The organism is Streptomyces formicae (genome assembly GCF_002556545.1).
GTDB lineage: Bacteria > Actinomycetota > Actinomycetes > Streptomycetales > Streptomycetaceae > Streptomyces > Streptomyces formicae_A.
On the sequence record NZ_CP022685.1, the window covers coordinates 1,029,119 to 1,042,828 of the forward strand.

A 13,710-nucleotide genomic window follows, 5' to 3' on the forward strand; every position below is an offset into this window, starting at 1 on the left:
CGAACACGGACAACGCAAGGAGATTCTGTGCTCGACGCCGACTTCTTCCGCCGCTGGATGACGGCCGCCGCGGCCGCCGTCGACCGTGAGGCGGACCGGCTCACTGAGCTGGACTCGCCCATCGGCGACGCCGACCACGGCAGCAATCTGCAACGCGGCTTCACCGCCGTCGCCGCCGTCATCGAGAAGGACGCCCCCGCTACGCCGGGCGCCGTCCTGACGCTGGCCGGGCGACAGCTGATCTCCACGGTGGGCGGCGCGTCGGGGCCGCTCTACGGCACGCTGCTGCGCCGCACCGGCAAGGCGCTCGGCGACGCCGCCGAGGTCGAGGAGGCCGCGTTCGCCGACGCGTTGCTCACCGGAGTGGACGCGGTGGCCGCGCTCGGCGGCGCCGCGCCCGGCGACAAGACGATGCTGGACGCGCTCGTCCCCGCCGTCGACGCGCTCGGCACGTCCTTCGCCGCCGCTCGGGACGCCGCGCGCGAGGGCGCCCTCGCGACCACTCCGCTCCAGGCGCGCAAGGGCCGCGCCAGCTATCTGGGCGAGCGCAGCGTCGGGCACCAGGACCCCGGCGCCACCTCGTCCGCCCTGCTCTTCGAGGCGCTCGCCGAGACGGCGGACGCCAACAACACCTCGGAGGCCGACCGTGGCTGACGACAAGCTGGTCGGCATCGTCCTCGTCTCGCACAGCGGTCCCGTCGCCGAAGCGGTCGTCGACCTCGCGCGGGGACTCGCGGGCGGCGGCGGCACCGCGCCGGTGGCCGCGGCGGGCGGTACGGAGGACGGCGGGCTCGGCACCAGCTCCGACCTCATCGCGGCGGCCGCCGCCGAGGTGGACCGCGGCGCGGGCGTCGCGATCCTCACCGACCTCGGCAGCGCGGTCCTCACGGTGAAGGCGCTGCTCGCGGAGGGCGACGAACTCCCGGAGGGCGCACGCCTGGTGGACGCGCCCTTCGTGGAGGGCGCGGTCGCCGCCGTGGTCACCGCGTCGGCCGGTGCCGACATCGCCGCGGTCGAGGCGGCGGCCGCGGAGGCGTACTCCTACCGGAAGGTGTGAGCCGACCGCCGGTTCCGCTAGTTCTGTCGCACGAACCGCCGGGCCAGCGCCTCGCCCCTGGCGACCGCTGCCCGGTGGCTCTCGATGGGCGTCGCCTTCGGGCCCTTGAAGACGACGTACGTGACGCCGGAGTCCACGCCGCCCCTCTTCGGATCGGCCCTGATGCCGAGCGCCTTGGCGGTCGCGTACGACGCCTCGCCGATGAGGTCCGTGGGCCCGGTGTCGCCGACGACGGCGTACTGCACCTTGTCACGGTGGATCACGGCGGCGACCGTGCCGCCGGTGATGCCGTGCGCGGCGTGCTTCCAGCGGCGGCTCGCACCCGGCACCACGACGTAGGGCAGGTGTTCCGCGTCGAGTTGGCGGCCGTCGGACTGCTGGAAGGCCGTGGCGTGGAAGAAGAGCGGGTCGGTGCGCCGGTTGCAGGCCTTGGTCGGCCGCCCGTCGCAGTCGATGTCCATGTCGGCCTTCCAGAAGACCGCGCCGCGCTTCGCGCACACGGGTACGGTCGCGCGGGCGCCGTCGTCCGTACGGAACTTCCCGTGCGAGATCTGTCGGCAGGACCCGGTCCTCGCGAGCAGGTCGGCGGCCCGCACGGAGCCTTCCTCGGCCGGAGCGGCTGGGGCGCCTTGGGCACCCGAGGTGACGGGCGCGGCCGCGGCTTCCGGGACTGCCGAAGCGAGCACTCGCGGTGCTCCCCTGTACCCCCGGACCTCGTACCCCCGGCCCTCGGACCTCCCGCCCTCGCTCTCGCCCGGCCCGGACCCTCGGCCCGAACTCGCCACGTCGTCAGGGGACTTGACGACCGGTTCGGCCAACGGCTGCTGGGCCGCCGCGGGGAACGACGCGGGGGCAAGGAGCGCGGCCCCGGCAGCGGCGGCCAGGGCCGCCGTTCTGGTACGCACGAGAAGGAACCCTTCGTAGGGGACATGTGACGGGTTGTGAGCCGGTAGCGGCTTCAGGGCCAGATATCCCAATCTGCACCCCGTCGTATGCCCCATCCGGCATTCGGGGCCCGGACGGCGGACGCCCCGCCTCTTGATGTGCCCCCGTCACCTGTGTCAAATAGGTCCGGACCAATGCCGTCGAGTGGAAGGCAGCACCGTGCGACGGACCCCGCACCTGTCCACCCCCCTGACCCTGCTGACCGCCCTGGCCGTCACCGCTCTCGGCGGCTGCGCGTGGGGCGGCGGCGACGGCCAGGACACCAGTCCGCCCGCCGCGCCCCGCGGCCTCACCGTGCAGGCGGGCAGCGCCACCACGGCCCACGTCATGTGGAACCAGGCCACCGACGACACCGCGGTGACCGGGTACGAGGTGTACCGCGACGCCAAGAAGGTCAAGCGCGTGCCGGGCGGGCAGCACATGGTGGACATCGTCGGCCTGGAGCCCTCCACCACGTACTCCTTCACCGTCCGCGCCCGCGACGCCGAGGGCAACGTCAGCGAGGACAGCAGAAAGCTCTCCGTCACGACGCCCAAGGCGACCGCGGCCGACCACGAGGCGCCGTCGCGGCCCGGGCGGCTCCGGGGCGAGGCGGCGGGCAGCAGGGCGGCCTCGCTCTCCTGGGGCAAGTCGTCGGACAACCAGAAGGTGGCCTCGTACGAGATCTACCAGGGCACCTCGAAGATCCACAGCGTCGGCGGGGCGCAGACCGCGACGCTGGTGACCGGCCTGCGTCCGAACACGACGTACGTCTTCACGGTCAAGGCGCGCGACGCGGCCGACAACTTCTCGCCCGCGAGTCGGCAGGTGCGCCTCACCACCGCGGCGGGCAAGGACGGCGGCCGCGCCACCGCGCCGTCCGACTTCCGCGCGACGACGCACCGCGCCGACGGGGCGTACTACATCGACCTGGCCTGGACCCCGCCGGACACCGGCGGCGCGGTGGCGGAGTATCAGATCCAGCTGGACGGCCGCACCGTCACCTCGCTCGTCTTCGGCGGCACGGCGCCGAGCGACAAGGCCGAGCACAGCTTCTACATCGGCGAGAAGGCCGGGGAGCGGCATCGGGTCCGGATCCGCCCGAAGCTGCCCGACGGGACGTGGGGCGGCTACTCGCCCGAGCGGACGGTCACCACGGGACGCCCCTGAAGCACGGCGGCGGCGCGTCGGCACCAGTCGCGGGACTCCCGCTCGAAGGCCAGGCCGCGCAGACAGGTCAGATAGGGGCCGACGCGCTCGCCGGCGCGCAGGAAGTCGTCCTCGTCGGCGCCGCCGCGCAGCCGCACCAGGAGCTTCTCCAGGACCTCGATCTTCGCGTCGGCGATCGCGGCCCGCTCCTGGAGCTGCTCGATCACCGGCGCGGCGGCGACGCCGTCCACGGCCTGCACCTTCACCAGGAGGTCGTCGCGGATGAACGACGGCTTCGCGGCGCGGGCGGCGAACCGCTCCATCTCGGCGAGTCCTTCGCCGGTCACCCGGAAGAGCCGCTTGTTCGGGCGCCCTTCCTGGACGACCTCACGCCCGGCGACAAGACCTTCCGCCTCCAGCTTGGCCAGCTCGGCGTAGAGCTGCTGCGGCAGCGCGTGCCAGAAGTTGGCCACGCCGATGTCGAAGCCCTTGGCCAGCTGGTAGCCGCTGTACTCGCCGTCGAGGAGTGCCGCGAGCACCGCGTGTCGCAGAGCCATCGCCCGGTTCCCCTTCCCTTGCGCCGTCTCGTACCCCCATCATAGTCATCGATCTGACTAGTCAGATTGATGACTATGGCTCTAGGGCCAGTGAACGATGGAGGACCCATGACGCACCCCACCGCCGCACGCTTCCGTGCCGTCGTCGAGAAGGGCGACCTCGACGCGCTGGAGGAGCTGTTCACCCCGGACGTCCGCTTGTACAGCCCCGTGAAGTTCACGCCCTTCGAGGGGCGGCCGATGGTGCTCGGCCTCTTCGGCGTGCTCCTGCGCACCTTCGAGGACTTCCGGTACGTCGGGTCGTTCGCCGGGGAGTCGCGGACGAGCTCCGACGGCGCCGAGGCGGAATCGGCCGTCCTGCTCTTCCGTACGACCGTGAACGGCAAGGAGATCCACGGCATCGACCTGCTGCACTTCGACGAGCAGGGTCTGATCAAGGAGTTCACCGTGATGGTGCGGCCGCAGTCCGCCGTCCAGGCGCTCGGCCAGGCGGTGTACGCGGGACTCGTCGCCGAGGGCCTGGCCCCGGCGCCGGGGGCGGACGCCGTGTAGTCGCGTCCCGTCACCCGAGCGGGCCGTGACGCCGGGTCAGCTCTCCGCCGTACGAAGGATTCCGTCACCTGCCCGGAGGCCGTCCGCATGCGGACCCCGGCGACGGCACGTTGGCTCTTCGTCAGGTAGCACGGGCGTTCCCCCCAATCCTCGGCGGCGCATGGGTTGTACCGCCTCCCGTGTCACCGGAGGGCAGACTCATGCGTACCACTCAGATACTCGTCCGCTCCGGCCTGATCGTCGCCGCCGCCGCGCTGCCGCTGGCCCTGGCCGCTCCCGCGTCCGCGGGAGGCGGCATCACCGTGACGGCCACCGGCTCGACCGTGCAGGTCACGGGGGCCTGCGCCGGTGGCACGGCCTCCCTGATGGGCGGCAACAACGCCAGCTTCGCCGGTGGCCAACAGGTGGGGATCAGCAACGGCGGCGGTACCTGGCAGAACGTCAGTCCAGGGAGCTACACCGTGCTGGTCAGCTGCCCGGACGGCAGCAACGCCGGGCCTCGGACCGTCACCGTCGGCACCGCGCCGACGACCTCCTCGACCTCCGCGCCCTCGCGCGGCGTCCGGGGCGGGCTCGGGGGCGGTACGGAGGACCGGGGCACGCTGACGCTCGTCGCCGGCGGGGCCCTGGTGGCCGCGGCGGCGACCGGCGGCGTCTGGTACCTGCGGCGCCGGAGCGCCAACAACCGGGCCTGACGGCGGGCCACGGAGAGAACACCGCACCACCGGCTGCCGCCCGCCCGTTTCGCTCCGGGTGGGCGGCGGTCGCATGTCCCGGTCACCCGCGCCGGGGCACTCTTGCCCGCCCCGGTGAACCGACTTACCGTCCTCCCAGCCGACAGGGAGGGCGCGCTCATGCCACGACCGCTCAGCGTTCAGCTCTACAGCGTGCGCGATCAGCTCGCCGACGACTGGCAGGGGACGGTGCGCCGCCTGGCCGGACTCGGGTACGGCGCGGTCGAGCCGTACGACGTGCTCGTGGACCCCAAGGGCCACCGTCTGGTCCTCGACGACCTCGGGCTCACCGTGTCCGGCGCGCACGCCCTGCACCTGCTCGCCCCTGATCCGGGTCCCGCCCTCGACGCGGTGGCGACGCTCGGCACCGACCTCGCGATCGTCCCCGCCGGTCTGCCGCCCGAGGACTTCACCACGCGCGACGGCCTGGCACGGGCCGCCGACCGCCTCAACTCCCTGGTGGAACCGGCCCGTCGGCACGGCGTCCGCGTCGGCTACCACAACCACTGGTGGGAGATCGAGCCCCGCTTCGACGACGGGGAAGGCACACGGTCCCTGCACGCCGTCGAGCTCCTCGCCGATCTCCTCGACCCCGCCGTGTTCCTGGAGATCGATACCTACTGGGCGGCGGTCGGCGGCGCCGACGTGCCCGCGCTGCTGCGCCGCATCGGCGACCGCGTGGCCGCGCTGCACCTCAAGGACGGTCCCGGCACCAAGGAGGACCCGAACGTCGCGGTCGGCCAGGGCACCATGCCGGTGCGGGAGATCATCACCGCCGCTCCGCACGCCCGGCGCGTCGTCGAGTTCGACGCCTGCGTGGGCGGCCCTGACGCCCTCTTCGACGCGCTCGCCGCGAGCCACGCCCACATAACCTCCCTGGAGGCCGCGTGAGTTCGGGTCCTGTCGGCACGGCCGTCATCGGCGCCGGTGTCATCAGCAGCGAGTACCTGCGGACGCTCGGTGGCTTCCCCGACGTCCGGGTCGTGGCCGTCGCCGATCTCGACGAGGCGCGCGCGGAGGCGGCGGCCCGCACCCACGGCATCCCGGTGTGGGGCGGCCCCGAGACGGTGCTCGCGATCCCCGAGGTCGAGCTCGTCGTCAACCTCACGGTGCCCGCGGCGCACGCGCAGGTGGCGACGGAGGCGCTGCGCGCGGGCAAGCACGTCTACGGCGAGAAGCCGATCACGCCCGCCCCCGCCGATGCGGAGAAGCTCATCGCCCAGGCGTCGGAACGGGGGCTGCGCGTGGGCAACGCGCCGGACACGTTCCTCGGCGCGGGCCTCCAGTCGGCGCTGCGGGCCGTGGCGGCGGGGCACATCGGCACGCCCATGGCGGCTGCCACCGTGACGCAGAGCCTGGGGCCCGAGCACTGGCATCCCGACCCGGCGTTCTTCTACCAGCCGGGCGCGGGCCCGCTCTTCGACCTCGGCCCCTACTATCTGACCTCGCTCATCGCCCTGTTCGGCAGCGTGGCGCGGGTGGCCGCGGTCTCGTCCCGCGCCCGCGCGGTGCGCTCCGTGGGGTCGGGCCCCAAGGCCGGCCAGGTGTTCCCGGTGGACGTGCCGACCCACGTCACCTCGCTCGTCGAGTTCGCCTCGGGCGTGCGGGCCAACTCGACGTTCAGCTTCGACTCGGCGCTCCCCCGCATCGGCTTCGAGATCACCGGCACCGAGGGCACCCTCGCCGTACCCGACCCGAACACCTTCGGCGGCCCGCTGAAGCTGCTGCCCAACGGCTCCGGCGACTGGCGCGAACTGCCCGTGCACGGACCGCTCGACGGGCGCGGCATCGGGGTGGTCGACATGGCGCGGGCCCTGCGCGGCGGCACCCCCCACCGGGCCTCGGGCGCGCTCGCCCTGCACGTCCTGCAGACGATGACGGCGATCACACACTCCGCGGACCACGCCGAGTTCACCCCGCTCACCACACAGGTCGTGCCCCCGGAGCCGCTGCCCGAGGACTGGGACCCGCTGGAGGCGACCCTCGGCTAGCGGTTCCCCGGGCGCTTGCGGTGGCCACGGCCTGCTAATGGTTCATGGCCAGCACGACGCCGAGGCAAGCGAGAATGCCGACCAGGGTGGCGACGGCAACGGCGATCACGGCGCAGCCGAGCAATCCCGTGATGCCCGCGATCGCCGCCCACCCGACGCGTGTCGACCGTTCCGCCCGCTCGACCGCGTCGCTCTCGGCACCGTCGTCGTACCACCCCGAGTCAGCCATGGATCACGACGCCTCCAGCTCCTCGATCGTCCGTTCAAGCCACTGTGTCCAGAACGTCTCCAGGTCGATGCCCGCGCGCAGGACCACGTGCCGCAGGCGGTCCTCGACGGCGTCCCTGCCGGGCGGGAAGTCGCGCCGCTCGATCTCCTCGTACTCGGCCAACTGGCGGCGGTGCAGGTCGAGATGGCGGTGCAGATCGTCCTGGATGCCGTCCGTGCCGACGACCGCCGCGGCGCGCAGGCGCAGCAGGAGCGTGTCGCGCAGCGGCTTGGGGTCCTGGCTCGCCGCGGTCCAGCGGGCCAGTTCGGCGCGGCCCGCCGGCAGGACCTCGTACTCCTTCTTCTGTCCGCGCGTCGCGCCCTGCCGGGGCAGGGCGCGAATGGCCCCCTCGCGCTCCAGCCTGCCCAGCTCGCGGTAGATCTGCTGGTGCGTGGCCGACCAGAAGTAGCCGATGGACTTGTCGAACCTGCGGGTCAGTTCGAGCCCGGACGACGGCTTCTCGAGGAGCGCGGTGAGGATCGCGTGCGGGAGTGACATGGCGCCAATCCTAGGGACGGGGCGCCTCACAGGGCGGCGGCGAGCTCCGTGCCCTGCTTGATGGCACGCTTGGCGTCCAGCTCGGCCGCCACGTCCGCGCCCCCGATGAGGTGCACGCTGCGGCCCGCGGCGAGCAGCTCCTCGTACAGGCCGCGGCGCGGTTCCTGTCCGGTGCACAGGACGACGGTGTCGACGGGGATGACGGAGGAGTGTCCGTCGACGGTGATGTGCAGGCCCGCGTCGTCGATCAGGTCGTAGGTCGCGCCCGCCACCATCGCGACGCCGCGGTGGCGCAGCTCGGTGCGGTGGATCCAGCCCGTCGTCTTGCCGAGGCCCTGGCCGACCTTGGAGGTCTTGCGCTGGAGGAGGTGCACGGTGCGCGGCGGGGCGGGCCGCTCCGGCCTGGTCAGGCCGCCGCGCTCGCGGAAGTCCATGTCGACGCCCCACTGCCGGAAGTACGTCGCCGGGTCGAGGCTGGCCTTCTCGCCGCCGTCGGTGAGGTACTCGGCGACGTCGAAGCCGATGCCGCCCGCGCCGAGGATCGCGACCCGTTCCCCGACCGGCGCCTCGTCGCGCAGCACGTCGAGGTAGCCGACGACGCTGGGGTGGTCGATGCCGGGGATCTCCGGAACGCGCGGCGAGACTCCGGTGGCGACGACCACCTCGTCGTACGCGGCCTCGGCGAGCTCTTCGGCGGTGACGACGGTGTTCAACCGGACGTCCACGCCGCGCAGTTCGAGCTGCGTGCGGAAGTAGCGCAGGGTCTCGTCGAACTCCTGCTTGCCGGGGACCTTGCGGGCCACGTTGAGCTGCCCGCCGATCTCGGCGGCGGCGTCGAAGAGGGTGACGTCGTGGCCGCGCTCGGCCGCCGAGACGGCGAACGCCAGTCCCGCGGGGCCCGCGCCGACGACGGCGACGCTCTTCTTGGTACGCGTCGGGGAGAGGATCAGCTCGGTCTCGTGGCAGGCGCGCGGGTTCACCAGGCAGGAGGTGATCTGCAGGTTGAACGTGTGGTCGAGGCAGGCCTGGTTGCAGCCGATGCAGGTGTTGATGGCCTCGGCCTGCTCGGCCCGCGCCTTGGCGACGAAGTCGGGGTCGGCGAGCAGCGGGCGGGCGAGCGACACCATGTCGGCGGCGCCGTCGGCGAGCAGCTCCTCGGCGATCTCGGGGGTGTTGATGCGGTTGACGGCGACGAGCGGCACGGCGACCTCGCCCATCAGCTTCTTGGTCACGAAGCTGTAGGCGGCGCGCGGCACCGACGTGGCGATGGTGGGGATGCGCGCCTCGTGCCAGCCGATGCCTGTGTTGATGATGGTGGCGCCCGCGGCCTCGATCTCCTTGGCGAGGTGGACGACCTCGTCGAGGGTGGAGCCGCCGGGGATCAGGTCCAGCATCGAGAGCCGGTAGATGATGATGAAGTCCGCGCCGACGCGCTCGCGGACGCGGCGGACGATCTCGACGGGGAAGCGGATGCGGTTCTCGTACGAGCCGCCCCAGCGGTCGGTGCGCCGGTTGGTGGGCGCCGCGATGAACTCGTTGATCAAGTAGCCCTCGGAGCCCATGACTTCGACGCCGTCGTAGCCCGCGAGCTTCGCCAGCTCGGCGGCGCGCACGAAGTCCTCGACGGTCTGCTCGACCTCGTCGTCCTCCAGGGCGCGCGGCACGAAGGGGCTGATCGGCGCCTGGAGCGCGCTCGGCGCGACGAGCTTGTCGTGGTAGGCGTACCGCCCGAAGTGCAGGATCTGCATCGCGATCCTGCCGCCCTCGGCGTGCACGGCGGCGGTGATGGCGCGGTGCTCTTCGGCCTCCGCCTCCGTGGTCAGCTTGGCGCCGCCGTCCCAGGGGCGTCCGAGCTCGTTCGGGGCGATGCCGCCGGTGACGATGAGGCCGACGCCGCCGCGCGCGCGGGTCGCGTAGAACTCCGCCATCCGCGCGAAGCCGTTCGGCGCCTCTTCGAGGCCGACGTGCATGGAGCCCATCAGGACCCGGTTGGGCAGGGTCGTGAAGCCCAGGTCGAGCGGGTTCAGCAGGTTCGGGTAACGGCTCATGCGGCCCCTCCGTACGCGGTGTCTACGGAACAGTTCTAGACGACGCGCACGCCGTTGTGCAACTAGTTGCATAAAGATGGCGGCCCGAGCGCCATGAAAGACGGCGCCGTGAGTGCCATGTCCGAATCCCGCCAGCCGCGCCCTCGCGCGAGACGCAGACTGGAGCCAGCAACCGAACGTGTGAGGAGAGTCCGATGACCGTCTACACGACGATCGACAGCCCGCTGGGCGAGCTGCTCCTGGTGGGCGAGACATCGGCCACCGCCAAGGGCGGCACCGCGCTGGCCTCGCTGTCCATGCCGGGCCAGAAGGGCGCGGCGGTCGTCCGGGACGGCTGGTCCCGTGACGACGAGGCGTTCGACGTGATCGCCGCCCAGCTGCGCTCGTACTTCGCGGGGAGCCTGACCCACTTCGAGATCGAGTACGCCACCGGGGCGGGCACCGACTTCCAGCGCAAGGTCTGGGCGGCCGTCGACACCGTGCCCTACGGCACCACGACCACCTACGGGCGCCTCGCCGAACAGCTCGGCCTCTCCCGCGCCGCCGTCCGTGCCCTCGGCACCGCCATCGGCCGCAACCCGCTGCTCGTCGTGCGCCCCTGCCACCGGGTGATCGGCGCCGACGGCTCCCTCACCGGCTACGCGGCGGGCCTGGAGCGCAAGCGGCACCTCCTCGACCTGGAGACGGCATGACGATCGGCTCCGCGGTCGGCACGGCCGTCGACTCGGCGGACTGGACGGCGCTCGCCACCGAGCTCGACGCGCACGGCTGCGCGCTCACGCCACAGCTCATCGCACCGGAACAGTGCCGCGCCATCGCCGCCCTCTACGACGACCTCACGCTGTTCCGGTCCACGGTCGACATGGCCAGGCACCGCTTCGGCTCCGGGCAGTACCGCTACTTCGCCGAGGAACTCCCGCCCGTCGTCGCCGCGTTGCGGGCAGCGCTCTATCCGCGGCTGCTGACCGTCGCGCGCGACTGGGCGACCCGCCTCGGCCGCCCCGCGCCCTGGCCCGACTCCCTGGAGGAGTGGCTCGACCGGTGCCGCGCGGCGGGCCAGACCAAGTCCTCGCAGATCCTCCTGCGCTACGGGGCGGGCGACTGGAACGCCCTGCACCGCGATCTCTTCGGTGACATGGTCTTCCCGCTCCAGGTCGTCATCGGCCTCGACGAACAGGGCGTGGACTACACGGGCGGCGAGTTCCTGCTCGTCGAACAGCGGCCTCGGGCCCAGTCGCGTGGCACCTCGACGGTCCTGCCCCAGGGCCACGGCCTGGTCTTCACCACCCGCGACCGCCCGGTCCGCTCGGCGCGCGGCTGGTCGGCGGGCCCGGTGCGGCACGGCGTCAGCACCGTACGCTCGGGGCTTCGCAGGTCACTGGGGCTCGTCTTCCACAACGCCTGAGGCGCCGGGAGCACCGTCATCGGTGAACCCGCTCACGCGCAGGGTGATGTTGAGGCGCCCGGTGAGCCCGAGGTCCCGCGGCGCGGTGCCCGGGTGCACCCTCGGCACCCCGTGGTACGCCAGGCGCGAGGCCCCGCCGAACACCACCAGGTCCCCGCTGCGCAGCTCGACGTCCGTGTACGGCTTCGTCCGCGTGTGCGGATTGCCGAAGCGGAACACACAGGTGTCGCCGAGGCTCAGGGACACCACGGGGGCGCCGGACTTCTCGTCGCTGTCCCGGTGCATGCCCATGCGGGCGTCGCCGTCGTAGAAATTGATGAGCGCGATGTCGTAGTCGTACGCGTGCTCGTCGCCGTACGCGTCCCCGTTCCCGGCCACGGCCGACCGCGCGGCCCCCACCGCGCGACGGCCGAGCTCGGCGAGCCACGGCGGCATCGGTTTGACCGGCGCCCCGTCACCGTCGACCACGCTGCGCGCGTAGCCGTACGGGAACCAGTGCCAGCCGAGCCCGACCTGCCGGGCCGTCATCGTCCCTCCGCCGGGCGTGCGCACCACGCGCAGCCCCGCGGGCGGCCTGGCCCACCCTCGGCATGCCTCGACCAGCTCGCGCTGCTCCGCGATCCCCAGCCAGTCCGGCACGTGCACCGCCCCCGGGCCGAGCGCGGCGGCCTCGCGGGGGAACAGCTCGTCACCCATCGACGTGGGCCTCCTCACGGGTCCGCTGCCAGTAGGTGACCTCGGCGTCGAGCTCCTCGTACGGCGTCCTGCCCGGCAGCGCGACGGTCACCGGCTCCCCCGCCGTGCCGTGCCCCTCGCCGTCGGCGGCGAAGGTGAGGGACCCCTTGTCGACGGTGACGAAGTCGTCGGGCTCCCAGGCCATGAGGATGCCCGCGTAGGCGGAACCGCCGGGGCCGATGGTCACGGGAGCCTTCGGCGCGGTGTCACGGGAGGGGGCGACGGCCGACGTGGAGCCCCCGAAGGTCAGACGGGGCGCTCCGTAGGCGGTGCAGGGCGCTCCGCTCGTATTGGTAACCGTCAGCATCAGGTCGCCTTCGGGGTCGTCGGCGACGCTCGCCCTGGTGAGGGCTGCGGTGCAGGGGCGGACGCCGGTGGGTGGATCGGTGCTCTCCGGTGTCGGTTTCGGCGTCGGTGTCGGCGTCCGCGTCGGCGAACCGCTCGCGGTAGGGGGAGCCTCGGACGAGGTACGCGCGTCGTCCGACGCGCCGCAGGCCGTCGCGGTGAGCAGGGCCGCCGTCATGGCCAGCACCCGCCCCGCCCCACACTTCGCACGCATCACTCGCTTCCCCCTTCGCACCGCACCCGGCACGTGATCGACGTCTACCGTCCGCCGCCCTTCACCGCCCGCAGCACCACGAACTTCGGGTCGCTCGCCATGACCTGCGCGTTCCCGAAGAGCTTGCGCAGCTTCACGTGATAGCCGAGATGGCGATTGCCCACGACCCACAGTTCGCCGCCGGGGCGCAGGGCCGCACGGGCGCCGCTGAACATCCGCCACGCGGTCGCGCCGGTCGTCGCCTGGTGGCTGTGGAAGGGCGGGTTGTTCAGGACCAGGTCCACGGTGCCCGGCGGCACCGCGGCGAGCGCGTCCCCGGCCAGGAACTCCGCTTCGGCGCCCTCGGCGGCGTTGGCCCGGAAGGTGGCCTCGGCGGACGCGACGGCCTGGAAGGACTCGTCGATGAAGGTGACCGTGGCATCGGGAGCGGCGACGGACGCGGCGGTGCCGAGCACGCCGTTGCCGCAGCCGAGGTCCACGACGTGCGCACCGGCGCGGGCACGGGGCAGGTGCCCCAGGAAGAAGCGGGTGCCGATGTCGAGGCGATCGGCGCAGAAGATCCCGGCGTGGTTGACGACGGTCAGGCCCGCGCCCGCCCCGGAGTCGGCGGGCAGCGTGTACGTGCGCGGCCAGGGGCTCGGCCCCGCCGCCCTCGCCGGATCCGGCGTGCTGAAGACGAGCCGCGCCTTCTGCCGGGCCAGCGAGGTCTTCGTCGGCCCGACGATCCGCTCGAACAGTTCCAGCGTCGAGGTGTGGATCTCGGTGACCATGCCGGTGCCGATGACGACCGTGCCCGCGTGCAGGGCGGGCGCGATCCGGTGCAGCTGGTCCTCCAGGAGCGCGAGGCTCTTCGGTACGCGGATCAGCAGCACGTCGACGCCGCCGCCCTCCGCGCCGGGTGCGGGCGGGGCGTCCCTGGTGGTCAGGAGCCGCGTCTCGTCCGGCGTCCGACCGGCCCTCGCCAGATTGGCCCGGGTCGCCTCGCGGGCCAGGAAGGAGTCGGTGATCTGCACGGGCTCGTGCGCGGCGAGCGCGGTGGTCAGCGCTCCCCACCGGTCGCCGACGACGACCACCGTCCCGGAGAGGTCGACGGCGGGCGCACCCTCCTCGCCCGCGAGGTGCCGCAGCAGATAGGCGTCGGCGGCGGACCAGGCGCGCAGTTGGTCCTTGGGGTCCGCGGGAAAGCGGGTGAGGTCGTACGCGCCCCATGACGTGCTCAAACGGTCGTTCATC

Annotated in this window: 17 protein-coding genes; 9 read left to right on the plus strand and 8 right to left on the minus strand. The window is 72.9% G+C overall.

Going from position 1 to position 13,710, the window contains the following annotated elements:
* The first annotated feature begins 27 nt into the window (after positions 1 to 27).
* Entirely contained in the window at positions 28 to 654 is a 627-nt protein-coding gene (dhaL, locus tag KY5_RS04050) for a dihydroxyacetone kinase subunit DhaL (RefSeq protein WP_098240882.1), read from the plus strand.
* A complete protein-coding gene (locus tag KY5_RS04055) occupies positions 647 to 1,057 on the plus strand; it encodes a PTS-dependent dihydroxyacetone kinase phosphotransferase subunit DhaM (RefSeq protein ID WP_098240883.1) in 411 nt (136 codons plus the stop codon). The genes dhaL and KY5_RS04055 overlap by 8 nt, the downstream gene beginning before the upstream one ends.
* Before the next feature lie 17 nt (positions 1,058 to 1,074).
* On the opposite strand, the gene KY5_RS04060 is transcribed toward KY5_RS04055, so the two are convergent.
* Positions 1,075 to 1,962, minus strand: coding sequence for a glycoside hydrolase family 75 protein (locus KY5_RS04060; protein WP_234362603.1), 888 nt, complete (start codon positions 1,960 to 1,962; stop codon positions 1,075 to 1,077).
* Positions 1,963 to 2,161: 199 nt separating this feature from the next.
* Between KY5_RS04060 and KY5_RS04065 the strand changes: the two genes are divergently transcribed.
* On the plus strand, positions 2,162 to 3,151 hold the full coding sequence (locus KY5_RS04065) for a fibronectin type III domain-containing protein (protein WP_234362604.1): 990 nt from the start codon (positions 2,162 to 2,164) through the stop codon (positions 3,149 to 3,151).
* Here the strand turns inward: KY5_RS04065 and KY5_RS04070 are convergent.
* Positions 3,112 to 3,687 (minus strand): PadR family transcriptional regulator, encoded by a 576-nt coding sequence (locus tag KY5_RS04070; RefSeq protein ID WP_098240886.1) that lies wholly within the window; start codon positions 3,685 to 3,687, stop codon positions 3,112 to 3,114. The two genes, KY5_RS04065 and KY5_RS04070, sit on opposite strands and share 40 nt — an antisense overlap.
* 108 nt (positions 3,688 to 3,795) lie before the next feature.
* Here KY5_RS04070 and KY5_RS04075 point away from each other — a divergent pair, with 108 nt between their 5' ends.
* The 4 genes from KY5_RS04075 to KY5_RS04090 all read left to right on the plus strand — a co-directional run bounded on the left by KY5_RS04075 (position 3,796) and on the right by KY5_RS04090 (position 6,964).
* Positions 3,796 to 4,239 (plus strand): nuclear transport factor 2 family protein, encoded by a 444-nt coding sequence (locus tag KY5_RS04075; RefSeq protein WP_098240887.1) that lies wholly within the window; start codon positions 3,796 to 3,798, stop codon positions 4,237 to 4,239.
* 200 nt (positions 4,240 to 4,439) lie between these two features.
* The gene (locus KY5_RS04080; protein WP_098240888.1) at positions 4,440 to 4,934 is read left to right on the plus strand and encodes a hypothetical protein; all 495 of its coding nucleotides are present in this window, start codon (positions 4,440 to 4,442) and stop codon (positions 4,932 to 4,934) included.
* A 159-nt stretch (positions 4,935 to 5,093) separates the two neighbouring features.
* Positions 5,094 to 5,864, plus strand: coding sequence for a sugar phosphate isomerase/epimerase family protein (locus KY5_RS04085; protein ID WP_098240889.1), 771 nt, complete (start codon positions 5,094 to 5,096; stop codon positions 5,862 to 5,864).
* A complete protein-coding gene (locus KY5_RS04090) occupies positions 5,861 to 6,964 on the plus strand; it encodes a Gfo/Idh/MocA family protein (RefSeq protein WP_098240890.1) in 1,104 nt (367 codons plus the stop codon). The genes KY5_RS04085 and KY5_RS04090 overlap by 4 nt, the downstream gene beginning before the upstream one ends.
* Positions 6,965 to 6,998: 34 nt before the next feature.
* On the opposite strand, the gene KY5_RS04095 is transcribed toward KY5_RS04090, so the two are convergent.
* Genes KY5_RS04095 through KY5_RS04105 form a run of 3 tightly spaced genes read right to left on the minus strand, consistent with a single transcriptional unit; the run spans position 6,999 to position 9,778 of the window.
* Entirely contained in the window at positions 6,999 to 7,193 is a 195-nt protein-coding gene (locus KY5_RS04095) for a hypothetical protein (protein WP_098240891.1), read from the minus strand.
* A gap of 3 nt (positions 7,194 to 7,196) precedes the next feature.
* Positions 7,197 to 7,730, minus strand: coding sequence for a PadR family transcriptional regulator (locus KY5_RS04100; RefSeq protein WP_098240892.1), 534 nt, complete (start codon positions 7,728 to 7,730; stop codon positions 7,197 to 7,199).
* Positions 7,731 to 7,756: 26 nt separating this feature from the next.
* A complete protein-coding gene (locus KY5_RS04105) occupies positions 7,757 to 9,778 on the minus strand; it encodes an NADPH-dependent 2,4-dienoyl-CoA reductase (protein ID WP_098240893.1) in 2,022 nt (673 codons plus the stop codon).
* Positions 9,779 to 9,972: 194 nt separating this feature from the next.
* Between KY5_RS04105 and KY5_RS04110 the strand changes: the two genes are divergently transcribed.
* The gene (locus KY5_RS04110) at positions 9,973 to 10,470 is read left to right on the plus strand and encodes a methylated-DNA--[protein]-cysteine S-methyltransferase (protein ID WP_098240894.1); all 498 of its coding nucleotides are present in this window, start codon (positions 9,973 to 9,975) and stop codon (positions 10,468 to 10,470) included.
* On the plus strand, positions 10,467 to 11,183 hold the full coding sequence (locus KY5_RS04115; protein WP_098240895.1) for a 2OG-Fe(II) oxygenase: 717 nt from the start codon (positions 10,467 to 10,469) through the stop codon (positions 11,181 to 11,183). Before KY5_RS04110 ends, KY5_RS04115 begins: the two co-directional genes overlap by 4 nt.
* Here the strand turns inward: KY5_RS04115 and KY5_RS04120 are convergent.
* From KY5_RS04120 to KY5_RS04130, 3 genes are read right to left on the minus strand one after another with little or no spacing between them, the layout of a single operon-like run.
* Complete coding sequence (locus tag KY5_RS04120) at positions 11,154 to 11,879, minus strand: alpha-ketoglutarate-dependent dioxygenase AlkB family protein (protein WP_098240896.1); 726 nt, start codon at positions 11,877 to 11,879, stop codon at positions 11,154 to 11,156. The genes KY5_RS04115 and KY5_RS04120 overlap by 30 nt on opposite strands.
* Positions 11,872 to 12,477 (minus strand): DUF4232 domain-containing protein, encoded by a 606-nt coding sequence (locus KY5_RS04125; RefSeq protein WP_098240897.1) that lies wholly within the window; start codon positions 12,475 to 12,477, stop codon positions 11,872 to 11,874. The genes KY5_RS04120 and KY5_RS04125 overlap by 8 nt, the downstream gene beginning before the upstream one ends.
* 44 nt (positions 12,478 to 12,521) lie before the next feature.
* Positions 12,522 to 13,709, minus strand: a complete 1,188-nt coding sequence (locus KY5_RS04130; RefSeq protein WP_098240898.1) for a methyltransferase — start codon at positions 13,707 to 13,709, stop codon at positions 12,522 to 12,524.
* Position 13,710: the final 1 nt, after the last annotated feature.

Bases quoted from the DNA above. Each gene is read 5' to 3' on its own strand.
- KY5_RS04070 (WP_098240886.1), bottom strand. From the start codon at position 3,687: ATGGCTCTGCGACACGCGGTGCTCGCGGCACTCCTCGACGGCGAGTAC.
- KY5_RS04085 (WP_098240889.1), top strand. From the start codon at position 5,094: ATGCCACGACCGCTCAGCGTTCAGCTCTACAGCGTGCGCGATCAGCTC.
- KY5_RS04115 (WP_098240895.1), top strand. From the start codon at position 10,467: ATGACGATCGGCTCCGCGGTCGGCACGGCCGTCGACTCGGCGGACTGG.
- KY5_RS04075 (WP_098240887.1), top strand. From the start codon at position 3,796: ATGACGCACCCCACCGCCGCACGCTTCCGTGCCGTCGTCGAGAAGGGC.
- KY5_RS04110 (WP_098240894.1), top strand. From the start codon at position 9,973: ATGACCGTCTACACGACGATCGACAGCCCGCTGGGCGAGCTGCTCCTG.
- KY5_RS04095 (WP_098240891.1), bottom strand. From the start codon at position 7,193: ATGGCTGACTCGGGGTGGTACGACGACGGTGCCGAGAGCGACGCGGTC.
- KY5_RS04125 (WP_098240897.1), bottom strand. From the start codon at position 12,477: ATGCGTGCGAAGTGTGGGGCGGGGCGGGTGCTGGCCATGACGGCGGCC.
- KY5_RS04105 (WP_098240893.1), bottom strand. From the start codon at position 9,778: ATGAGCCGTTACCCGAACCTGCTGAACCCGCTCGACCTGGGCTTCACG.
- KY5_RS04130 (WP_098240898.1), bottom strand. From the start codon at position 13,709: ATGAACGACCGTTTGAGCACGTCATGGGGCGCGTACGACCTCACCCGC.
- KY5_RS04100 (WP_098240892.1), bottom strand. From the start codon at position 7,730: ATGTCACTCCCGCACGCGATCCTCACCGCGCTCCTCGAGAAGCCGTCG.
- KY5_RS04080 (WP_098240888.1), top strand. From the start codon at position 4,440: ATGCGTACCACTCAGATACTCGTCCGCTCCGGCCTGATCGTCGCCGCC.
- KY5_RS04120 (WP_098240896.1), bottom strand. From the start codon at position 11,879: ATGGGTGACGAGCTGTTCCCCCGCGAGGCCGCCGCGCTCGGCCCGGGG.